The organism is Streptoverticillium olivoreticuli subsp. olivoreticuli, assembly GCF_003391135.1.
In the GTDB taxonomy this organism is placed as follows: Bacteria; Actinomycetota; Actinomycetes; order Streptomycetales; family Streptomycetaceae; genus Streptomyces; species Streptomyces blastmyceticus.
On record NZ_CP031455.1, the window covers coordinates 1,931,517 to 1,947,497 of the forward strand.

Annotated in this window: 16 protein-coding genes; 9 read left to right on the forward strand and 7 right to left on the reverse strand. The window is 71.7% G+C overall.

Annotation, left to right across the window (positions count from 1 at the left end; translation table 11 throughout):
* Nucleotides 1-114 precede the first annotated feature (114 nt).
* The 6 genes from DXZ73_RS37980 to DXZ73_RS08050 all read left to right on the forward strand — a co-directional run bounded on the left by DXZ73_RS37980 (nt 115) and on the right by DXZ73_RS08050 (nt 5,885).
* Nucleotides 115-756: a hypothetical protein gene (locus DXZ73_RS37980; protein WP_162890108.1), complete on the forward strand. Its 642-nt coding sequence runs from the start codon at nt 115-117 to the stop codon at nt 754-756.
* 118 nt (nt 757-874) lie between these two features.
* Nucleotides 875-1,588 carry a L,D-transpeptidase gene (locus tag DXZ73_RS08030; RefSeq protein WP_116210322.1) on the forward strand — a complete coding sequence of 238 codons (714 nt, stop codon included), beginning with the start codon at nt 875-877 and terminating at the stop codon, nt 1,586-1,588.
* A gap of 163 nt (nt 1,589-1,751) precedes the next feature.
* On the forward strand, nt 1,752-2,219 hold the full coding sequence (locus DXZ73_RS08035; RefSeq protein ID WP_116210323.1) for a hypothetical protein: 468 nt from the start codon (nt 1,752-1,754) through the stop codon (nt 2,217-2,219).
* Nucleotides 2,216-4,207 carry a GMC family oxidoreductase gene (locus DXZ73_RS08040; protein ID WP_116210324.1) on the forward strand — a complete coding sequence of 664 codons (1,992 nt, stop codon included), beginning with the start codon at nt 2,216-2,218 and terminating at the stop codon, nt 4,205-4,207. Before DXZ73_RS08035 ends, DXZ73_RS08040 begins: the two co-directional genes overlap by 4 nt.
* Complete coding sequence (locus tag DXZ73_RS08045) at nt 4,204-5,361, forward strand: ferritin-like domain-containing protein (protein ID WP_116210325.1); 1,158 nt, start codon at nt 4,204-4,206, stop codon at nt 5,359-5,361. The genes DXZ73_RS08040 and DXZ73_RS08045 overlap by 4 nt, the downstream gene beginning before the upstream one ends.
* On the forward strand, nt 5,358-5,885 hold the full coding sequence (locus tag DXZ73_RS08050; protein WP_162890109.1) for a hypothetical protein: 528 nt from the start codon (nt 5,358-5,360) through the stop codon (nt 5,883-5,885). Before DXZ73_RS08045 ends, DXZ73_RS08050 begins: the two co-directional genes overlap by 4 nt.
* Nucleotides 5,886-6,067: 182 nt before the next feature.
* Here DXZ73_RS08050 and DXZ73_RS08055 read toward each other — a convergent pair whose 3' ends face one another.
* Nucleotides 6,068-6,469, reverse strand: coding sequence for a hypothetical protein (locus DXZ73_RS08055; RefSeq protein ID WP_162890110.1), 402 nt, complete (start codon nt 6,467-6,469; stop codon nt 6,068-6,070).
* Between the two features lie 430 nt (nt 6,470-6,899).
* On the opposite strand from DXZ73_RS08055, the gene DXZ73_RS08060 reads away from it, so the two are divergent.
* A complete protein-coding gene (locus DXZ73_RS08060; RefSeq protein ID WP_116210328.1) occupies nt 6,900-8,546 on the forward strand; it encodes a M4 family metallopeptidase in 1,647 nt (548 codons plus the stop codon).
* A 55-nt stretch (nt 8,547-8,601) separates the two neighbouring features.
* On the opposite strand, the gene DXZ73_RS08065 is transcribed toward DXZ73_RS08060, so the two are convergent.
* From DXZ73_RS08065 to DXZ73_RS08080, 4 genes are all read right to left on the reverse strand, one after another.
* Complete coding sequence (locus DXZ73_RS08065) at nt 8,602-9,252, reverse strand: transglycosylase SLT domain-containing protein (protein WP_162890111.1); 651 nt, start codon at nt 9,250-9,252, stop codon at nt 8,602-8,604.
* Nucleotides 9,253-9,338: 86 nt separating this feature from the next.
* Nucleotides 9,339-10,904 (reverse strand): LCP family protein, encoded by a 1,566-nt coding sequence (locus DXZ73_RS08070; RefSeq protein WP_116210329.1) that lies wholly within the window; start codon nt 10,902-10,904, stop codon nt 9,339-9,341.
* Complete coding sequence (locus DXZ73_RS08075; protein WP_116210330.1) at nt 10,897-11,424, reverse strand: DUF6542 domain-containing protein; 528 nt, start codon at nt 11,422-11,424, stop codon at nt 10,897-10,899. The genes DXZ73_RS08070 and DXZ73_RS08075 overlap by 8 nt, the downstream gene beginning before the upstream one ends.
* A 205-nt stretch (nt 11,425-11,629) precedes the next feature.
* Nucleotides 11,630-12,211 carry a TerD family protein gene (locus DXZ73_RS08080; protein WP_116210331.1) on the reverse strand — a complete coding sequence of 194 codons (582 nt, stop codon included), beginning with the start codon at nt 12,209-12,211 and terminating at the stop codon, nt 11,630-11,632.
* A gap of 297 nt (nt 12,212-12,508) precedes the next feature.
* On the opposite strand from DXZ73_RS08080, the gene DXZ73_RS08085 reads away from it, so the two are divergent.
* Entirely contained in the window at nt 12,509-12,928 is a 420-nt protein-coding gene (locus DXZ73_RS08085) for a hypothetical protein (RefSeq protein WP_162890112.1), read from the forward strand.
* Nucleotides 12,929-13,072: 144 nt separating this feature from the next.
* Entirely contained in the window at nt 13,073-14,821 is a 1,749-nt protein-coding gene (locus DXZ73_RS08090; RefSeq protein ID WP_116210333.1) for a glycosyl hydrolase family 18 protein, read from the forward strand.
* A 35-nt stretch (nt 14,822-14,856) separates the two neighbouring features.
* Here the strand turns inward: DXZ73_RS08090 and DXZ73_RS08095 are convergent, their stop codons facing one another.
* Both DXZ73_RS08095 and DXZ73_RS08100 read right to left on the reverse strand, forming a co-directional pair.
* Nucleotides 14,857-15,324 carry a hemerythrin domain-containing protein gene (locus DXZ73_RS08095; protein WP_116210334.1) on the reverse strand — a complete coding sequence of 156 codons (468 nt, stop codon included), beginning with the start codon at nt 15,322-15,324 and terminating at the stop codon, nt 14,857-14,859.
* A gap of 127 nt (nt 15,325-15,451) precedes the next feature.
* Nucleotides 15,452-15,961, reverse strand: coding sequence for a hypothetical protein (locus tag DXZ73_RS08100; protein ID WP_116210335.1), 510 nt, complete (start codon nt 15,959-15,961; stop codon nt 15,452-15,454).
* Between the last annotated feature and the right edge of the window lie 20 nt (nt 15,962-15,981).

Consider the following 15,981-nt stretch of genomic DNA (forward strand, 5'->3'; position numbering starts at 1 on the left):
TGACGGTCCGTTGTCGGCGCGGGCCGGCCCCGTCGCGCCGACCGGCTCCGTACAGCGGGGGAAGCCGGTCGGCGCTCCCGCGGAATTGCCGCCACCGCCCCTGGCGGAGAATCGATGACCGTTTTCCGGGCTCGGGTCCGCGCATTGACAATCATGTCGCACACCGTGGAATGTGAAGCAGCCGTAAAGGAGATGGAGATCCTTGCGGAATCAAGGATCTCTGCCGCCTTTCTCGATTCCGCGGAGGAACCCGTGAAAAGACGCTCGTGGTTCGCTGCACTGAGTCTCGGCCTCGTCCCCCTGGCCGTGCTCACGGCCGTGCCCGCGGCGGAGGCCGCGAGCAGCGCTTCCGGCGGCACGGCCGTTCACCAGTCGGACAGCCGGCTCTCCCGGCCGCACCCGGAGCTCAACGGCAAACGCATCAAGGCCGTGAACGGCGCGGCCGTCTATCTCGTCCTCGACGGCAAGCGCCGCTGGATCCCCAACCCGGCGACCTACAACAATCTGTTCCGCAGCTGGGACGGCATTCAGTCCGTCATCGACATCGGCAATATCGACGACGGCGGGCAGCTGTCCGACGGCGCCATCCTCGGCAAGTCCCCCAATGCGCCCGAGGTTTACCTGATCAGCAATGGCGTGAAGCGCTGGATCACGAGTCCGGCGGCGATGGACAAGTACTTCTTCGCCTGGAACAAGATCGCCGGCGTGCCCTCCGGCGCCCTCGCCAACATCCCGACCGGCGCCCCCATCTCCTGACCACCCGGCGCACAAGGGCCCGCCCACGCCCCGGGCGGGCCCTCCGGCCGCCGTGGACTTTTCCGTCCCGTGGGGCGCGGCCTGCAACCCCTCAACAGCCTGCGTTGTCATACTTATCATGAGTGCAGAAGCGAAGAGGAAAGCGAGCCCGGTCCTCGCGTGCCGGCTGGGCGTCCTGCTCGGCGCGGTGGGCATCGTGGCCCCCCTGACGATCGCGGTCGGCGGCACGGCGCAGGCGGCGACGCCGGCCTGCACGACGCGGACCGGCCCGTACCAGAAGGACGTCGAGAAGTTCCTGGGCAGACCGGTCGACGGGCGCCAGTCGGAAGCGGACTGCCGGGTGATCCAGAGCTACCAGACCAAGAACGGCATCAGCCCGAACATCGGCTACGCGGGCCCGGTGACATGGGCCGCCATGCAGGCCGAGGCCACCCGGCGCGATCCCAACGCGGCCGGTAAGTGCCCAGTGAACAAGGGGCGCATCGCCTGCGTCGACCTCACCCGCCAGATCAGCTGGATACAGGACGGCAAGTCCGTCAAGTTCGGCCCGGTGCCGGTGCGGACGGGGCGGAACGGCTATGAGACGCGGACGGGCGCGAAGAAGATCTACTGGCGCTCGATCGACCACTGGTCCACCCTCTACAACGTCCGTATGCCCTATGCCCAGTTCTTCGACGGCGGGCAGGCGTTCCACGCGATAGACGGCAGCGTCTGGTCACCGCCCGGCTCGCACGGCTGCGTCAACATGCGTACGGGCGACGCGAAGAAGTACTGGTCCATGCTCCACAACGGCGACAACGTCTTCGTCTACGGCCGGAAGCCCGGCACCTGAGCCGGTCCGGCGGTCCGGACGGGCTCGGCGGTGCGCGCCTGCCCGCGCCCTCGAGCCCGCCCCTTGCGAACACCCTTACGGGTGAAGTGAGTTCATTCTCCTTCTCCGCTTACCGGACCCTCCGCTAGAAAGGTGGCAAGTCCTCACACACGGGTGGTCGCGGATGACAGCGGAACTCACAGGATTCGTCGGCCTCTCCGTCCGGCTGACGGGCTTCGACGCCTTCGACCTGCACGCGACCGGAATGGTCCGGCTGTACCACGACACGACGCTCGACCAGATCGGGCGCGAGGCGATCGGCCGCTTCCTGGCGGACCTGGAGTCCGTCGGAGGCGACCCGGACCGGCTCGTCGACGAGACCTCCCGTGACATCGCCCGCGCCATCACGCACCTGTGGTATCTGGGCGTCTGGCCGCAGCTCTCCCGGCCCGTCCACGCCGCGCTGGGCCGGGAGCAGGCGAACGTCGCGTTCACGGTCTCGCCCGAGGCGTATACGGAGGGCCTGGTGTGGCGGACCTTCCATGGCCACCCCGCGGGCGCCAAGGCGCCCGGCTTCGGCACCTGGGCCGACCCGCCACCCGACGCGAGCGCACCGGCCCGGGCCGGTGCGGGACGGGGCAATGCCTCATGACCGCGACGCCGCCGCACCCGGGCGCGCGCCGGTACGACGTGATCGTGGTCGGCGCCGGGCTGGCCGGCACGCTCGTCGCCAAGCAACTGGGCGACCAGGGCTGGCGCGTCCTCGTCCTGGAGGCGGGCACCGACACCCTGAGCACCTGGCCCGGCCACCTCGACGCGCTCGACACCTTCTACTCCGCGACGGCCAAGGTCCCCAACTCGCCCTACCGGCCCAACCCCGCCGCGCCCTCCCCCGATCTCCTCGACATCGAGGGCCTGCCCGGCGGCGGCTACCGCAGCCACGGTTATTTCCTCCAGGACGGCCCCCTGCCCTACGGCACGGACTATCTGCGGGCCACGGGCGGCACCACACTGCACTGGCTCGGCCTGACGCCGCGGATGCTCCCGGAGGACTTCACCGTCCGCCGCGCCTACGGATACGGCAGGGACTGGCCGATCGGATACGCCGACCTGGAGGCCCACTACCGCGCGGCCGAAGGTGAGTTGGGGGTCGCTGGCGACGCCGCGGAGCAGTCCGAGGCCATCGGGCTGCCCTTCCCCGAGGGCTATGTCTATCCGATGCGGGAGATCCCCCGCAGCCACCTCGACCGCCTCCTCGCCACCGAGCTCGACGGGTTCCCCGTCAAGGAATCGGAGGGCGCGCCGGACACCGTCCTCCGGGTGGTCACCACCCCGCACGCCCGCAACAGCACTCCCGACCCGCGGTACGACGGGGGCCGCGGCTACCGCCCGGTGGGCGCGGCCGGGCTGCCCAACTACGGCGAGCGGTGCGTGGGCAACGCCTCCTGCGTGCCGATCTGCCCCGTCCAGGCCAAATACACCCCGCTCAAGACCCAGGCCCGCTGGGACCGCCGGGTCGCCCTCGTCACCCACGCCGTGGTCAGCCGCGTCCTGACGCGGGGCGACGGCCGGGTCCTCGGCGTCGAGTATCTCGCCTACGACGACCCCGCCGCCCCCGCGCACACCACCCACACCGCCGAGGCCGACATCGTCGTCCTGGCCGCGCACGCCGTCGAGAACGCCAAGCTGCTCCTGCTCTCCGGGCTGGCCGGGCACAGCGGCCAGGTGGGCCGCAATCTCATGGACCATCCGGTGCTGCTCACCTGGGGGCTGCTGCGCGCGCCGACGGGGCCCTTCCGCGGTCCCGGCTCGACCTCCGGGCTGGAGAGCTTCCGCGCGGGCCGCGCCCGGCGGGACCGCGCCCCGTTCCGGATCGAGATCAGCAACTGGGGGTGGAGCTGGCCGACCGGCGCCCCCGGCAGCGATGTGGCCCGGCTGCTCGGCATCACCGGCGACTCCGGGCAGCCGCGCGGGAAGGGCCTGTTCGGGAGCGCGCTGCGGGCCACCCTGGGCGACGAGATCGGCCGGCAGTTCTCCCTCCAGTTCGCGCTGGAGCAGGACGCCGAGGACCGCAACCGGGTCACCGTCGACCCGGGCCGACGCGACCGGCTCGGCATCCCCCGGCCGGTGCTCACCTACGACCTCTCGGACCGGGTGAAGCGCGGGATGGTCGCCGCGAAGGCCGTCTCCGACCGGATCTTCGCCCGGCTCGGCGCGGACGACCGCACCGCGTACGGCCCCGGCCCCTTCTCCCCCGGCCACTTCCGCTTCGCCGGCCGCGACTGGGTCTTCCACGGCGCCGGGCACGGGGCGGGCACGCACATCATGGGCGACTCGCGCGACACCTCCGTGGTCGACGCGTGGCAGCGCTGCTGGGAGCACCCCAACCTCTATGCCGTGGGCTGCGGCAGCATGCCGTCGGTCGGCACCTCCAACCCGTCGCTGACGCTGGCGGCCCTCGCCCTGCGCAGCAGTGAGCAGATCCACCGCGACCTGACGGAGCTGCACCGGCCGGTGGTCGTACGGGCCGTGCCGGCTCCCGCTCCCGCGCCACTCTCCGGCGGTGCGGTCCCCGCACCGGCCACCGCACCGGGGCCGACCCCTGTCACCCACCACCGAGGCCCGGAGGGGCAACCGTGACGACCGTCCGCCCGCCTGCCGGGCACACCGATGTGGCGGGTGAGCTCGCGCTGGTCGAGGAGCCCCCGTTCAGGGTGCCGCGCGACCGCGCCGACCTGCACCTCTTCCTCCAGGCCGCGCTGGCTCTGGAGCACCTCACCATCCCGCCCTACCTCACGGCGATGTACACCCTGCACCCCGGCGCCAACCGCCCCGCCTTCTACGCCGTCCGGGCCGTCGTGCTGGAGGAGATGCTCCACATGGCACTCGTCGCCAATGTGCTCAACGCGGTCGACGGCAGGCCCCGGGTGGCCCACTCGCGATTCGTCACCGGATACCCCGCCCGGCTGCCGTACAGCAAGGACCGCTTCCCCGTCGCACTGCGGCACTTCGGGGTCGCGGCGCTGGAGACGTTCCTCCACATCGAGCGCCCGGAGTACGTGGCCGAGCCGCCCGGGCACCCCTCCGTCGCGGACGACGACGGCTGGACCTCGATCGGGCAGTTCTACAACACGATCGGTGCGGGCCTGGTCCGGCTGGCCGGGGAGCTGGGCGAGGCGGAGCTCTTCCGCGGCGACCCCCGGCGGCAGGTCGGCCCCGAGCACTTCTACAACTCCGGCGGCGAGATCTTCCGCGTCACGGACCTGCCCTCCGCGCTGGAGGCCCTGCGGGTCATCACCGAGCAGGGCGAAGGCGTGGACCACACGGTCTACAACACCGACGACCGGATCTTCGGCGAGGTCAGGGAGCCCGCGCACTACTTCCGGTTCGACGAGATCCTCCGGCAGCGGAAGTACGGGCCGTACGACACGCCCGCCTCCGGGCCCACGGGGGCGGCCCTCGACGTGGACTGGGCGGCGGCGTATCCCATCGACCCGGAGGCCAAGGCGGCGGACTTCCCGGCGGGGAGCGAGGTGCGTCGGGCCGCCGACCGGTTCAACGAGGGGTATGCACAGCTGCTGTGCGTTCTTGAGGGCGCGTTCACCGGGGATCCGGAGACCCTCGGCAGGGCCGTGCCGGGGATGCTGGCGCTGCGCGAGCTGGCCGAGCGGCTCTCCCGCAACCCGCACCCCGACCCGGCGCGGCGGGAGCGGGGGCTGCACGCGAGCGCGACATACGAGGTCACGGACGAGCACTTCGCGCGGGCGCGCGGTGGGCACTTGGGCACTCCGTGACCGAGAGTTCCCCCGGACCGCGCTTGCCGGACGCGCTCGCCCTCGAAGCCCGTCCGGCAACCCTCGGCTCGGGCCACTGCGCGCGGCCGCATGGCCAGGGCCTCCGGGGCGAACGTGGCCGTTTCGAGGTCGGCGTACACCCGCTCGGGGTCGTGCAGCAGTGCCAGGGCGTGCCGTTCGGGGGTGCGGGTGGCGCGGCCGTCGTCCGGGAGCGCCTGGAGCAACTGCCCGTGCGGCGGCAGCAGTCCCGCGGGGGCGCCCGCGGAGGCGTAGTCGCCGAGGTAGCAGTCGTGGGCGGCATCGAGCACGGCGACCTCGCGGAGGGCGGAGGCGGCGGCGTCGCGGCCCGCGATGCGGGCGGCCATCCGGTCGGCGGCGAGTTCCTGTCGGCGGCCCGCGCTCCGGGTGGCGCGCAGACAGAACGAGCCGTAGGCGATGAAGGGTCCGGCCATCAGGCGGTGGCCGAACCCGACGCCGCTGGTGTCCACTTCCTTGGCCTTGCGGCCCTTGCGCAGGGCCGTTAAATCTTGGTGAGCCCCGTCATCAGGGGTACGCCGATATGCAGCCGCCGCCGTCCGGGCAGCAGTCCGAGCAGCCGGGCGTGGACCACAGCAGGGGCTGCTGTGCCTCGGTGACGGTTGGATGGGTGCGGCCTTCCACCGGGCCCTGGCGGAAGGCCGCGGCGGAGGCCGACGGGGGGTTCGCGTCAGTGCGCGGCGGAGGGCAGCTCCTCGTCCAGGAAGTCCTCGTCGAGGAGTGCCGCTTCCGGGCCGCCGACGTCGTCGGCCCGGATGTCGGACGGCGCGGGGTGGAGGAGCCGGCCGACACTGTGGGGCTCGGCGTAGAGGGCGACCAGCCGGCGGACCGTCGCGGAGTCGGCGGAGATGGTCACGGGCGCCTGGTAGCGGTCGCCGTCCTCGGCGTCGTCGTCCGTCTCGGAAAGGGTGGCCCACATGTCCTCGGCCGCGCTGATGAGCTGGTCGAGCTCGTCACGCACACCGTCCCAGGCGCCGTCGCGCACGGCCTGGTCGATGCGGGAGACGGTGCCGAGGAGGCTGGCGTAGTCCTCGGCCAGCTGGTCCTCCTGGGACGACGGATGAAGTGACATGGCGACTGGCTCGGTGGTGTACACGGCACCTCCACGCAAGGGGAAACGGTCTGGGCTGGGGCCGATCGTCACGAACCCCCACCCGGGAATGGTCGCGCGCCGGGGCGCGGGGGCCGCTGTCCGGCGTCACCGGGTCACGAGATATCACCCGCACGGGCGAGCGGGCCGCGGGGCGGTGGCCTCGCGTCGGGGTGAACAGCCGCCCACGGGTGCCACTTTCCGGATATCGGACGCGGAGATTCGCCCATCGGTCAACTCACGGCCAACTCTTCGCCGTGAACCTGCCAAGTTCGCGGATTCGGTGGCACGCTCGCCTCGGTTCGAACAGAGCGCACATCGGTGAGCGCCGTTCGCCTCCACGCACCACCGGCGGCACATCCGTGCCGTCGCACAGCGGGCCGCCACCAGCGGCCAGGCAGAAGGAGTCCGTGTGAGATCGACCCCCCACTCTTCGCGCCGCGTCAGGAGCAGCGCCACCGTCATCGCCCTCGCCGCCCTGGTGGCCGCGGGTGTCCAGGCCGGCCCGGCCGGAGCGGCGCCGGCCGCCGACCACGTGGACGCGTCCGGCGCCCACCTCGCCCCTCTCGCCCCCCTTTCCACGGCCCAGCGCTCCGCCCTCATAGCTGCCGCCCAGGGCGGCAGCACGGCCACCGCCCGCTCCCTTGGCCTCGGCGCGCAGGAGCAGCTCGTCGTCAAGGATGTCGTCAAGGACGCCGACGGCACCGTGCACACCCGCTACGACCGCACGTACGCCGGACTGCCGGTCCTCGGCGGCGACTTGGTCGTCCACGCCAAGGGCAAGCGGCAGACCGTCACCAAGGCGTCCACCGCCCGCAGCGTGGCCGTGCCGAGCACCACCCCGAAGGTCCCGGCGGCCACGGCGCAGAAGAGCGCGCTGCGGGCGGCCTCGGACGCCAAGACCGCCAAGCCGACGCCGGACGTCGTCCGGAAGGTTGTCTGGGCCGTGACCGGAAAGCCGGTCCTGGCCTGGGAGTCGGTCGTCAGCGGCGTCCAGAAGGACGGCACGCCCAGCCAGCTGCACGTCATCACCGACGCCACCACCGGGAAGAAGCTGTACTCCTTCGACGGCATCGAGACCGGCACCGGCACGGGCCAGTACAACGGCCGGGTCACCATCGGGACGACGAAGAGCGGCAGCTCCTACCAGCTGCTGGACAACACGCGCGGCGCCCACCGGACGACCGACCTCAAGCAGGGCACCTCCGGCGCCGGCACGCTCTTCACCAACTCCTCCGACACGTGGGGCAACGGCAGCCAGAGCAACCGGCAGACGGCCGCCGTCGACGCCCACTACGGCGCGCAGGAGACCTGGGACTTCTACAAGCAGACGTTCGGCCGCAGCGGAATCCGCAACGACGGCGTCGCCTCGTCTTCCCGCGTCCACTACGGCCAGAACTATGTGAACGCCTTCTGGGACGACTCCTGTTTCTGCATGACTTACGGGGACGGCCAGGGCAACAACAACCCGCTGACCGCGCTCGACGTGGCGGGCCACGAGATGTCGCACGGTGTGACCTCCGCGACGGCCGGTCTGGAGTACGCGGGCGAGTCCGGCGGGCTCAACGAGGCCACCAGCGACATCATGGGCACCGGCGTCGAGTTCTTCGCCAACAACCCGAAGACCCCGGCCAACTACCTCATCGGCGAGCAGATCAACATCAACGGTGACGGCACACCGCTGCGCTACATGGACCAGCCCAGCAAGGACGGCTCGTCGCTGGACTACTGGAGCGCGGACGCGGGCAACGTGGACGTGCACTACTCGTCCGGCATCGCCAACCACTTCTTCTACCTGCTGTCCGAGGGCAGCGGCGCGAAGACGGTCAACGGCTTCTCGTACAACAGCCCGACCTACGACGGCTCCACCCTCACGGGCATCGGCCGCGACAAGGCCCTGGCCATCTGGTACAAGGCGCTGACCACGTACTTCACGTCGACGACCGACTACGCGGCCGCCCGTCAGGCCACCCTCCAGGCCGCGGGCGACCTGTACGGCACCGGCGGCAGCGAGTACCAGGCCGTCGCCGCCACCTGGACCGCGGTCAACGTCAACTGACGCACCGGCGGGCATACGACGGTGAGTCGCCGGACGGCGGTCCGGCGACTCACCGTCATCCCCGCTTGCCGACGGCCTCGCCCGCCTTGTCCCAGTTCTGGTGCAGGCGGTCCAGATAGGACTGTGCCATCGAGCCGGGCTTGGCGCCCCGCGCGAACGCCAGCATGTTCCCGGCACCGGCGTTGTAGCCCAGGGCCAGCAGTTCGTTCCTGGTGTAGGTGCCGGACGGCGAGGACGGCAGCTGGGCGGCCAGGTCGTGGAGGTACCACGCGGCGGCCTCGACGGCGAGCTTCGGGTCGTCGGGGAGCTCCTGCCAGTCCCGGTCGGCGAAGCGGCCGGGCTTGGTGTCGTCGAACGCCGCCTTGTGCATGTTCGCTATGCCGAAGGCGGAGTCCGGCTTGAGCCGCTGCCAGGCACGCTCCAGTTCGGGGTCGTGCGGCTTGTAGGACTCGTTGTACAGGATCGCCATCAACAGCCTGGGGTCGACGGCCGCCTTCTTCGCGTATGCGGTGACCTGCGGGGCCCACTGCGCGACGTCCTGCTTGCCGGTGGCCTTCGACGCGCTCGGGCCGGGGGTTCCGGCGGCCGCGGACGGGGCGCGCGTGGGGTCCGCGGCCGGTCCGTGCCCGCCGCACGCCACCGCCGCGGCGATCGTCACGGTGGTCACGGCGACGAGTCCTGCCCGTCGCTTCCAGGGGTGCCGCACGCTCGCTCCTTCCGCCGCGCCACCGCTCCGGGGTGGCCGTCCCCGTCGATTGTCCCCCGGACCCCCGCCCGCGCCGGGGCGCACCCTCAGTCGACGCAGGGCACGCCGCCCATCTTGACGGCATCGCCCTGGAAGGCGTCCGACGGCACGGGCGAGGGCGCGGCCGGCTTCGCGTCGCCGCCGGAGGGGTGGGGCGACGGGGACGGCGGGGCCGACGTCGTGAAGCCGACGCCGAGGGTCACGACGACGTGTCCGGCCGGAACGGCCGCGCCCGGGACCGCGCTCACCCCGTGCGAGGCGGCGATCCGCTGGGCGGCGGCCTCGGCCCCCTTGCCGTACACGACGGTCGTCGTGCGGGAGACCGGCGCGTTGGCGACCTGGCCCGTGCGGTAGCCCAGGGCGCTCAGGGATTTGGATTCGGTCGCGGCCGCGCCCACGACGCCGGAGGCGTTGTGCACGTCCACGGTGGTCGAGGCCGCGTCCGCGGGGGCGGCGCTCCGGGCGGGCGCGGACGGCTCGTCCGGCGTGGGCGCCTGGCGGCCGATCATCGCCTGAACGAGGGATCTCACCTTCACCGGATCCACCAGGTTGACGTCCTCCCCCTTACGGGTGGCGAATCCGGCGATCGGGAGGGTGTGGAACTCGGCGTTGCCACCGGTGAGGTTGGGGGCCTGCCGGGCGAAGTCCAGGATGTTCCAGCGGTCGTCGATGACGACGTCCTTCTTGACGACGTCGAACAGCCCCTGGAGCTTGCCGAGGTCGCTCCACACGCCCTGGGACTTGAGTTTGTGCGTGACGGACGAGATGAAGGCCTGCTGGCGGTGGGTGCGGTCGAGGTCGCCGCCGGTCAGGCCGTGCCGCTGCCGCACGAAGGCCAGGGCCTGCCGGGCGTCGAGGTCCTGCAGGCCGGCGGGGAAGTCCGCGCCGGAGTACCGGTCGCGCACGGGCTTCTTCAGGCACACCTGGACCGGCTGCACCACCTTGGCGATGTCGTAGAAGCCGAGCAGGTTGACCTCGGCGAAGTGGTCGATCGGCACGCCGAGGAACTGCTGGACGGTGGCCAGGGTGGCTTCCCGCCCGGCTTCCCGCCCGCGGTGTTCGAGCTCGGCGCCCTTGATTCCCTGGGCGGTGAGCTTGTCCTCGGCCTCCGCCTTGGCGATGCCGTACGCCTCCTTGATCTTGTGCTCCCCGCGGCCGCCCGCGATCTCGACGTAGTCGTCGCGCGGGATGGAGAAGGCGGTGACCTTGCCGCCGTCCGCCGGGATGTGCATCAGGATCAGCGTGTTGGTGTTGTAGCCGCCGATGCCGCTGGAGCCGGCGTGCAGTTCCTGCTGGACGAACTCCTTGGGGAGGTCGTTGCCGTCCATGTCCTTGCGGCTGTCGAGGCCGATCAGCAGGAGGTTCACCGAGTCGTCCAGCCTCGGCGGCGCGCCCTTGCGCAGGGCGTCCAGCGCGCTGGAGGTGATGAGGCCGTTGTTCACCCAGTGGTAGGCGAACCAGCCGACGCCGCTGGTGAGCATGACGGCCGCCGAGGTGACGCAGACCGCGATCCGGGCGGCGGCCGCGGCTCGTACGGGGCGGCCGGCGCGGCTCCGGCCGCGGGGGTCGCGGCGGGCCTGTGCCCGGTCGGCGGAACGGTGTCGGTCACGCATGGACGGCCCTCCTGTATCGCCTGGACCGTACGGTACGGAAGATGCCCACCGCGAGCACCGAGGTCTCGGCGGCCGCCATGGCGGGGAAGGTGTCGATGGCCCAGTGCAGTGCCGTGGTCATGGTGGTCGCCGTGTTGCCGCCCTTGGCGGACGAGTCCGCGAGGAGCTGGGCGGTCAGCCCCACCACGGCGATGGCCCACGGGGGCAGGGCGAAGGCCCACCAGGTCAGTTCACGGGAGCAGGCGAGGGCGGCGAGGACGGCGGAAGCGGCGGCGGCGAGGACGAAGAGCCAGCCCAGCCCGGTGCCGCGGGCCTCGTCGACGACGGCGCCCACCACCAGCAGGGCTCCCGCGCCGAGCAGCAGGGGACGGCCGTCGCGGGTGCGGGCGCGGGTGTTGCGCGCCGTGGTGCGCGCGGATCTGGGGTCCGGCACCCGGGCCGACGCATGGGGCGCGGTGCGGGACCGCGCGCCGCGGCGTCCCGCCTCCTCCCCCAGGGTCTCGGTTCGCCTGCCGGCCATGCGCGCTCCCCATCCGTTCAGGCAGCCGCCGCGGGCGACAGCCACTTTACTTGCTCAATTGCGCAATATAGCAAGTGTTGGTCATAGGTCACCCGAGCGTGGTCGGGGACCCCGACAACAGGATGGGTGTACCGGAAATGCCCCGTCGGCGCGAGGCCGTACGGGCACACGTCCGCCCGTACGGCCGCCCGGCCGGTGCCGCGCGTCAGCCGACGTTGACGCCGAAGTCCGTCGCGATGCCGCGCAGGCCGGAGGCGTAACCCTGGCCCACGGCCCGGAACTTCCACTCGGAAGCATGGCGGTAGAGCTCGCCGAAAATCATCGCGGTCTCGGTCGAGGCGTCCTCGGTCAGGTCGTAGCGGGCCAGTTCGCGGTCGTCCGCGCGGTTGACCACCCGGATATAGGCGCCCCGCACCTGGCCGAAGGCCTGGCCCCGGATGTCGGCCTCGTAGATGGAGACCGGGAAGACGATTTTGGTGATCTCGGCGGGGACGCGCGCCAGATCCACGTGAATGGTCTCGTCGTCGCTGCTGCCCGTGCCGCCGGTCAATTCGTCACCGGTGTGCTGGACGGAACCGTCGGGGCTGGCGAGATTGTTGAAGAAAACGAAATGCCGGTCGGAAATGACCTTGCCCGACTCACCGCACAGCAGCGCGCTCGCGTCGAGGTCGTAATCGGCGCCGGTGGTGGTGCGCGCCTGCCAGCCCAGGCCGACCGCGACGGCCGTCAGCCCCGGAGCCTCCTTGCTCAAGGAGACGTTGCCGCCCTTGGCCAAGGTCACACCCATGAATTACCTCCACACACTCGGTCGTTCCACCTGCGGCACGGCACGAGCGGCCGCGCGGCCCGGTCATTTCAGTTATTGCGCAACTGCGAAACTGTAGTCTGCCACACGCCACCGCGCCGGGCGGCGGGTCCCGCCGACCCGTAGCGTCTCCATGACACCCCGCCCACGACCGTTACCCGACAGTGACGGAAAAGGGCACAACGCCCTCCCGCAACGAGCCGTCTTCCCTGCCGAGTTCACGGCGGCACACCCGGAAAGGGCCCGGCGTGGAAGAGCGAATTACTGGAGAGGTGGGCCATGACACTCGATATGAAACGCCGAATTCCGTATGTCGCCGCGGCCGGATTCCTCGGAGCCGCCGTGCTCGCGCTCACCGCGGCCCCGGCCTTCGCCAAGGGCGCGATGGACATCACCGTACCCACGCATCCCGTACGCACCGGCCGACTCGTGCACATCAGCGGGAAGGGTGACGACGACGCGGCCCGCTTCCTGCGCGCGTGCGTCCAGGAGCGCGGCGGCGACCACGGCGCGTGGCACACCGCGGGGTGCGGCGCGGTGATGACCTCGGGCGCAGGGGCCAGGGTGGAGGCGGACGTCCGGCCGAGGCACGGCGGCATCCTCCAGCTGCGCGGCGTGCTCTACGGCTTGAGCGAGCGGGACGATCCCCACCCGGAGGAGCTGCGGAGCTCACCCGTCACGACCGTTCCCGTGCGCTGACCGCCCGCGCCCGGCAGGCGTCGCCCCTACGAGCGACGGAGGTCCCGTCCGAACCCTTGACGCAACTCTGGTCCAGTCCAACGATGTTCACCGCGCAACCGGTCCCCCACCTGTCACGCACGACCGGCCCACCGGGAGCATCAGTTGAGACGACTCCGCCCTCTTCGGACCCTTCTGACCGCCTTCGCCACCGTGACCGCCGCCGCCGGGCTCGCCCTGGGCGCCGGCGGCACGGCGCACGCCGCGTCAACACCCCTGCCCGCCCACGTCTTCGCGCCCTACTTCGAGACCTACGGCTCGGAGAGCCCCGCCGCGCTGTCCGCACAGTCAGGCGCGAAATTCCTGACCATGGCCTTCCTCCAGACCGAGGCGAAGGGCTCCTGCACGCCCTATTGGAACGGCGACACGGGCAAGCCCGTCTCGCAGTCCGTCTTCGGCTCCGACATCACCACCATCCGGAACAACGGCGGCGATGTCATCCCGTCCTTCGGCGGCTACGCCGCCGACAACACGGGCACCGAACTCGCCGACAGCTGCGCGGATGCCGCGAAGATCGCCGCCGCGTACGAGAACGTCATCACCACCTACGGGGTGTCCCGCCTCGACCTCGACATCGAGGACAACTCCTTGACGAACAGCGCGGGCATCGACCGCCGCAACCAGGCGATCAAGCTGGTGCAGGACTGGGCGGCGAGCACCGGCCGCACGGTGCAGTTCTCGTACACGCTGCCGACGACCACCCACGGCCTGGCCGACAGCGGGCTCGCCGTCCTGCGCAGCGCCGTGGCCAACGGCGCCCGCGTCGACGTCGTCAACATCATGACGTTCGACTACTACGACGGCGCGACCCATGACATGGCCGCCGACACCAGGACCGCCGCCGAGGGGCTGCACGGACAGCTGGGCGGGCTGTACCCCGCGAAGTCCTCCGCCGAACTCTGGGCCATGACCGGCATCACCGAGATGCCGGGCATCGACGACTACGGCCCCGCCGAGACCTTCGGCACCCAGGACGCCGTCAAGGTCTACGACTGGGCGGTCGCCCAGGGCGTCAACACCCTTTCCTTCTGGGCGCTCCAGCGCGACAACGGCGGCTGCCCTGGCACCAAGGGCTCCGACTCCTGCTCGGGGATAGCGCAGGACACGTGGTACTTCAGCCACACCTTCGCGCCCTTCACCGGTGGCGGCTCCCCCACCTCGCCCGACTTCTCGCTGTCCGTCTCCCCCGCCTCCGCGTCCGTGCCTCCGGGCGGCTCGGCGAGCGCGACGGTGAACACCGCGGTGGTCGCCGGGTCCGCGCAGACCGTGAACCTGTCGGCCGACGGCGCGCCCTCGGGGGTGAGCCTGTCGCTCAGCCCCTCCTCGGTGACGGCGGGCGGCTCCGCGCGGCTGACGGTGGCCGCCACCGCGTCGGCCGCGCCCGGCACCTACCCGATCACGGTCCGGGGCTCCGCGCCGTCGGGCGGGCACACCGCCACGTACACGCTGACCGTCACGGGCTCCGGCAGCACGGGCCCGCTCGTCAACGGTGACTTCGAGACGGGCGCCGCGAGCCCGTGGTCGTGCCAGCCGGGCAGCGCGGTGGTCGGCTCGCCGGTCCACGGGGGCGGGCACGCCCTGAAGGTGGCACCGGCCGCGGACCGGACGGGGCAGTGCGAGCAGACGGTGACGCTCGCCCCCAACACGGCGCACACGCTGACCGGTTGGGTGCAGGGCGGTTACGCATTCATCGGGGTCGGCGGCGGGGCCACGGCGAGCCAGTGGGTGTCGGCGGGGACCTGGACGCGGCTGTCGGTGCCGTTCACGACCGACGCGTCGGGGAAGGTGACGGTGTACGTCCACGGCTGGTACGGCCAGGGCGACGTCTACGCCGACGACTTCACGCTCACCTGACGTCCGGCCGTCCCCAGGCTTGCGGACGCCGGGCCTCAGCTCTCTCCCGCCGGGCCGCGCAGCGACCCGTGCCTGCCCTCCCTGACCTGCTCGCCGAGGCGGCGGAGCATCTCCAGGGGGCAGGCGTGCCGCAGCATGGGGAAGACGTCGCGCTCCTCGTGCCGGACGTGCTGGCCGACCTCGCGTTCCAGCGCGCGGACCCGCGCGTCGAAGCCCGGCTCGTACACCGTGCTGGACTCCAGCCCCCGGAGCATGGCGGTCAGGCGCTCCTGGCCGCCGTGCTCCTTCTCAACGAAGGTGTCGCCCTCGGCGAGCTGTTCGCGTACCGCCGGGTAGAGGTACTCCTCCTCGGCCGCCGAGTGCCGTGCGAGCGCGGTGGCCACCTCCTCCAGGAGGTCCTCACGGCGCACATCCTCGAGGCGGGTCCGGTGGATCGAGTTGAACAGCGCCTCGATCACCCGGTGGTCGGTCTCGAGCTCGGTGAGGATGTCGGTGCGTGCCATCGGGCCGTCCCTTCGGGTCACACGTGCCGCATATCGCACTTTTCGACATATTCTCACGCCCGCGCGCTTCCCGAAATCGCTCCGGGTGAGGGCCCGCCTCCGACGGGCGGGGATCGGAAGCCCTGGTTCAGGACCGGCCGCCGCTCCACGCCCCCGTGACGGCCGCCACCACGACCGAGCCGATCACGATCAGACGGTGCGTCACCGCGTCGAGCTGCTGCCGCTCCGCGGCCGGCACATGCCACTGCTCCCACCAGGTGACCTGTTCCTGGGAGAGGGAGTCGGGCCGCTCCGCGTCCCAGGATGCCCGCAGCCGGTCCGCGAGCGGCACCGCGACGGCGGCCTGGTCGGCGTAGGCGGAGATCAGCGCGGTCATATGGCTCGTGGGCAGGTGGGCGTACCACTGGTCGCGCACGGAGGCGGCGAGGGCGGCGACGTCCTCCAGCCACAGCACGTGCTGGGACACCCAGCCCTGCGGGTCACGGCTCGCGGGCATGTCCGGGAGCCGGCGCGGCTCCAGGGCGTCACGGTGGGAGAGGAACATGCCTCCCATGGCCTGTTCCTCGCCTCGGGGGGTCCAGGCGCCCTGGCCCAGGGCGATCGCGGCGGCCTCGACGGCGTCAACGGCTTGGGTCATTTGATCACTTTACGGTGCGG

Coding starts and splice junctions, on each gene's coding strand:
- DXZ73_RS37980 (WP_162890108.1), top strand. CDS start 115: ATGACCGTTTTCCGGGCTCGGGTCCGCGCATTGACAATCATGTCGCAC.
- DXZ73_RS08030 (WP_116210322.1), top strand. CDS start 875: ATGAGTGCAGAAGCGAAGAGGAAAGCGAGCCCGGTCCTCGCGTGCCGG.
- DXZ73_RS08035 (WP_116210323.1), top strand. CDS start 1,752: ATGACAGCGGAACTCACAGGATTCGTCGGCCTCTCCGTCCGGCTGACG.
- DXZ73_RS08040 (WP_116210324.1), top strand. CDS start 2,216: ATGACCGCGACGCCGCCGCACCCGGGCGCGCGCCGGTACGACGTGATC.
- DXZ73_RS08055 (WP_162890110.1), bottom strand. CDS start 6,469: ATGTCACTTCATCCGTCGTCCCAGGAGGACCAGCTGGCCGAGGACTAC.
- DXZ73_RS08070 (WP_116210329.1), bottom strand. CDS start 10,904: ATGCGTGACCGACACCGTTCCGCCGACCGGGCACAGGCCCGCCGCGAC.
- DXZ73_RS08075 (WP_116210330.1), bottom strand. CDS start 11,424: ATGGCCGGCAGGCGAACCGAGACCCTGGGGGAGGAGGCGGGACGCCGC.
- DXZ73_RS08080 (WP_116210331.1), bottom strand. CDS start 12,211: ATGGGTGTGACCTTGGCCAAGGGCGGCAACGTCTCCTTGAGCAAGGAG.
- DXZ73_RS08085 (WP_162890112.1), top strand. CDS start 12,509: ATGACACTCGATATGAAACGCCGAATTCCGTATGTCGCCGCGGCCGGA.
- DXZ73_RS08095 (WP_116210334.1), bottom strand. CDS start 15,324: ATGGCACGCACCGACATCCTCACCGAGCTCGAGACCGACCACCGGGTG.
- DXZ73_RS08100 (WP_116210335.1), bottom strand. CDS start 15,961: ATGACCCAAGCCGTTGACGCCGTCGAGGCCGCCGCGATCGCCCTGGGC.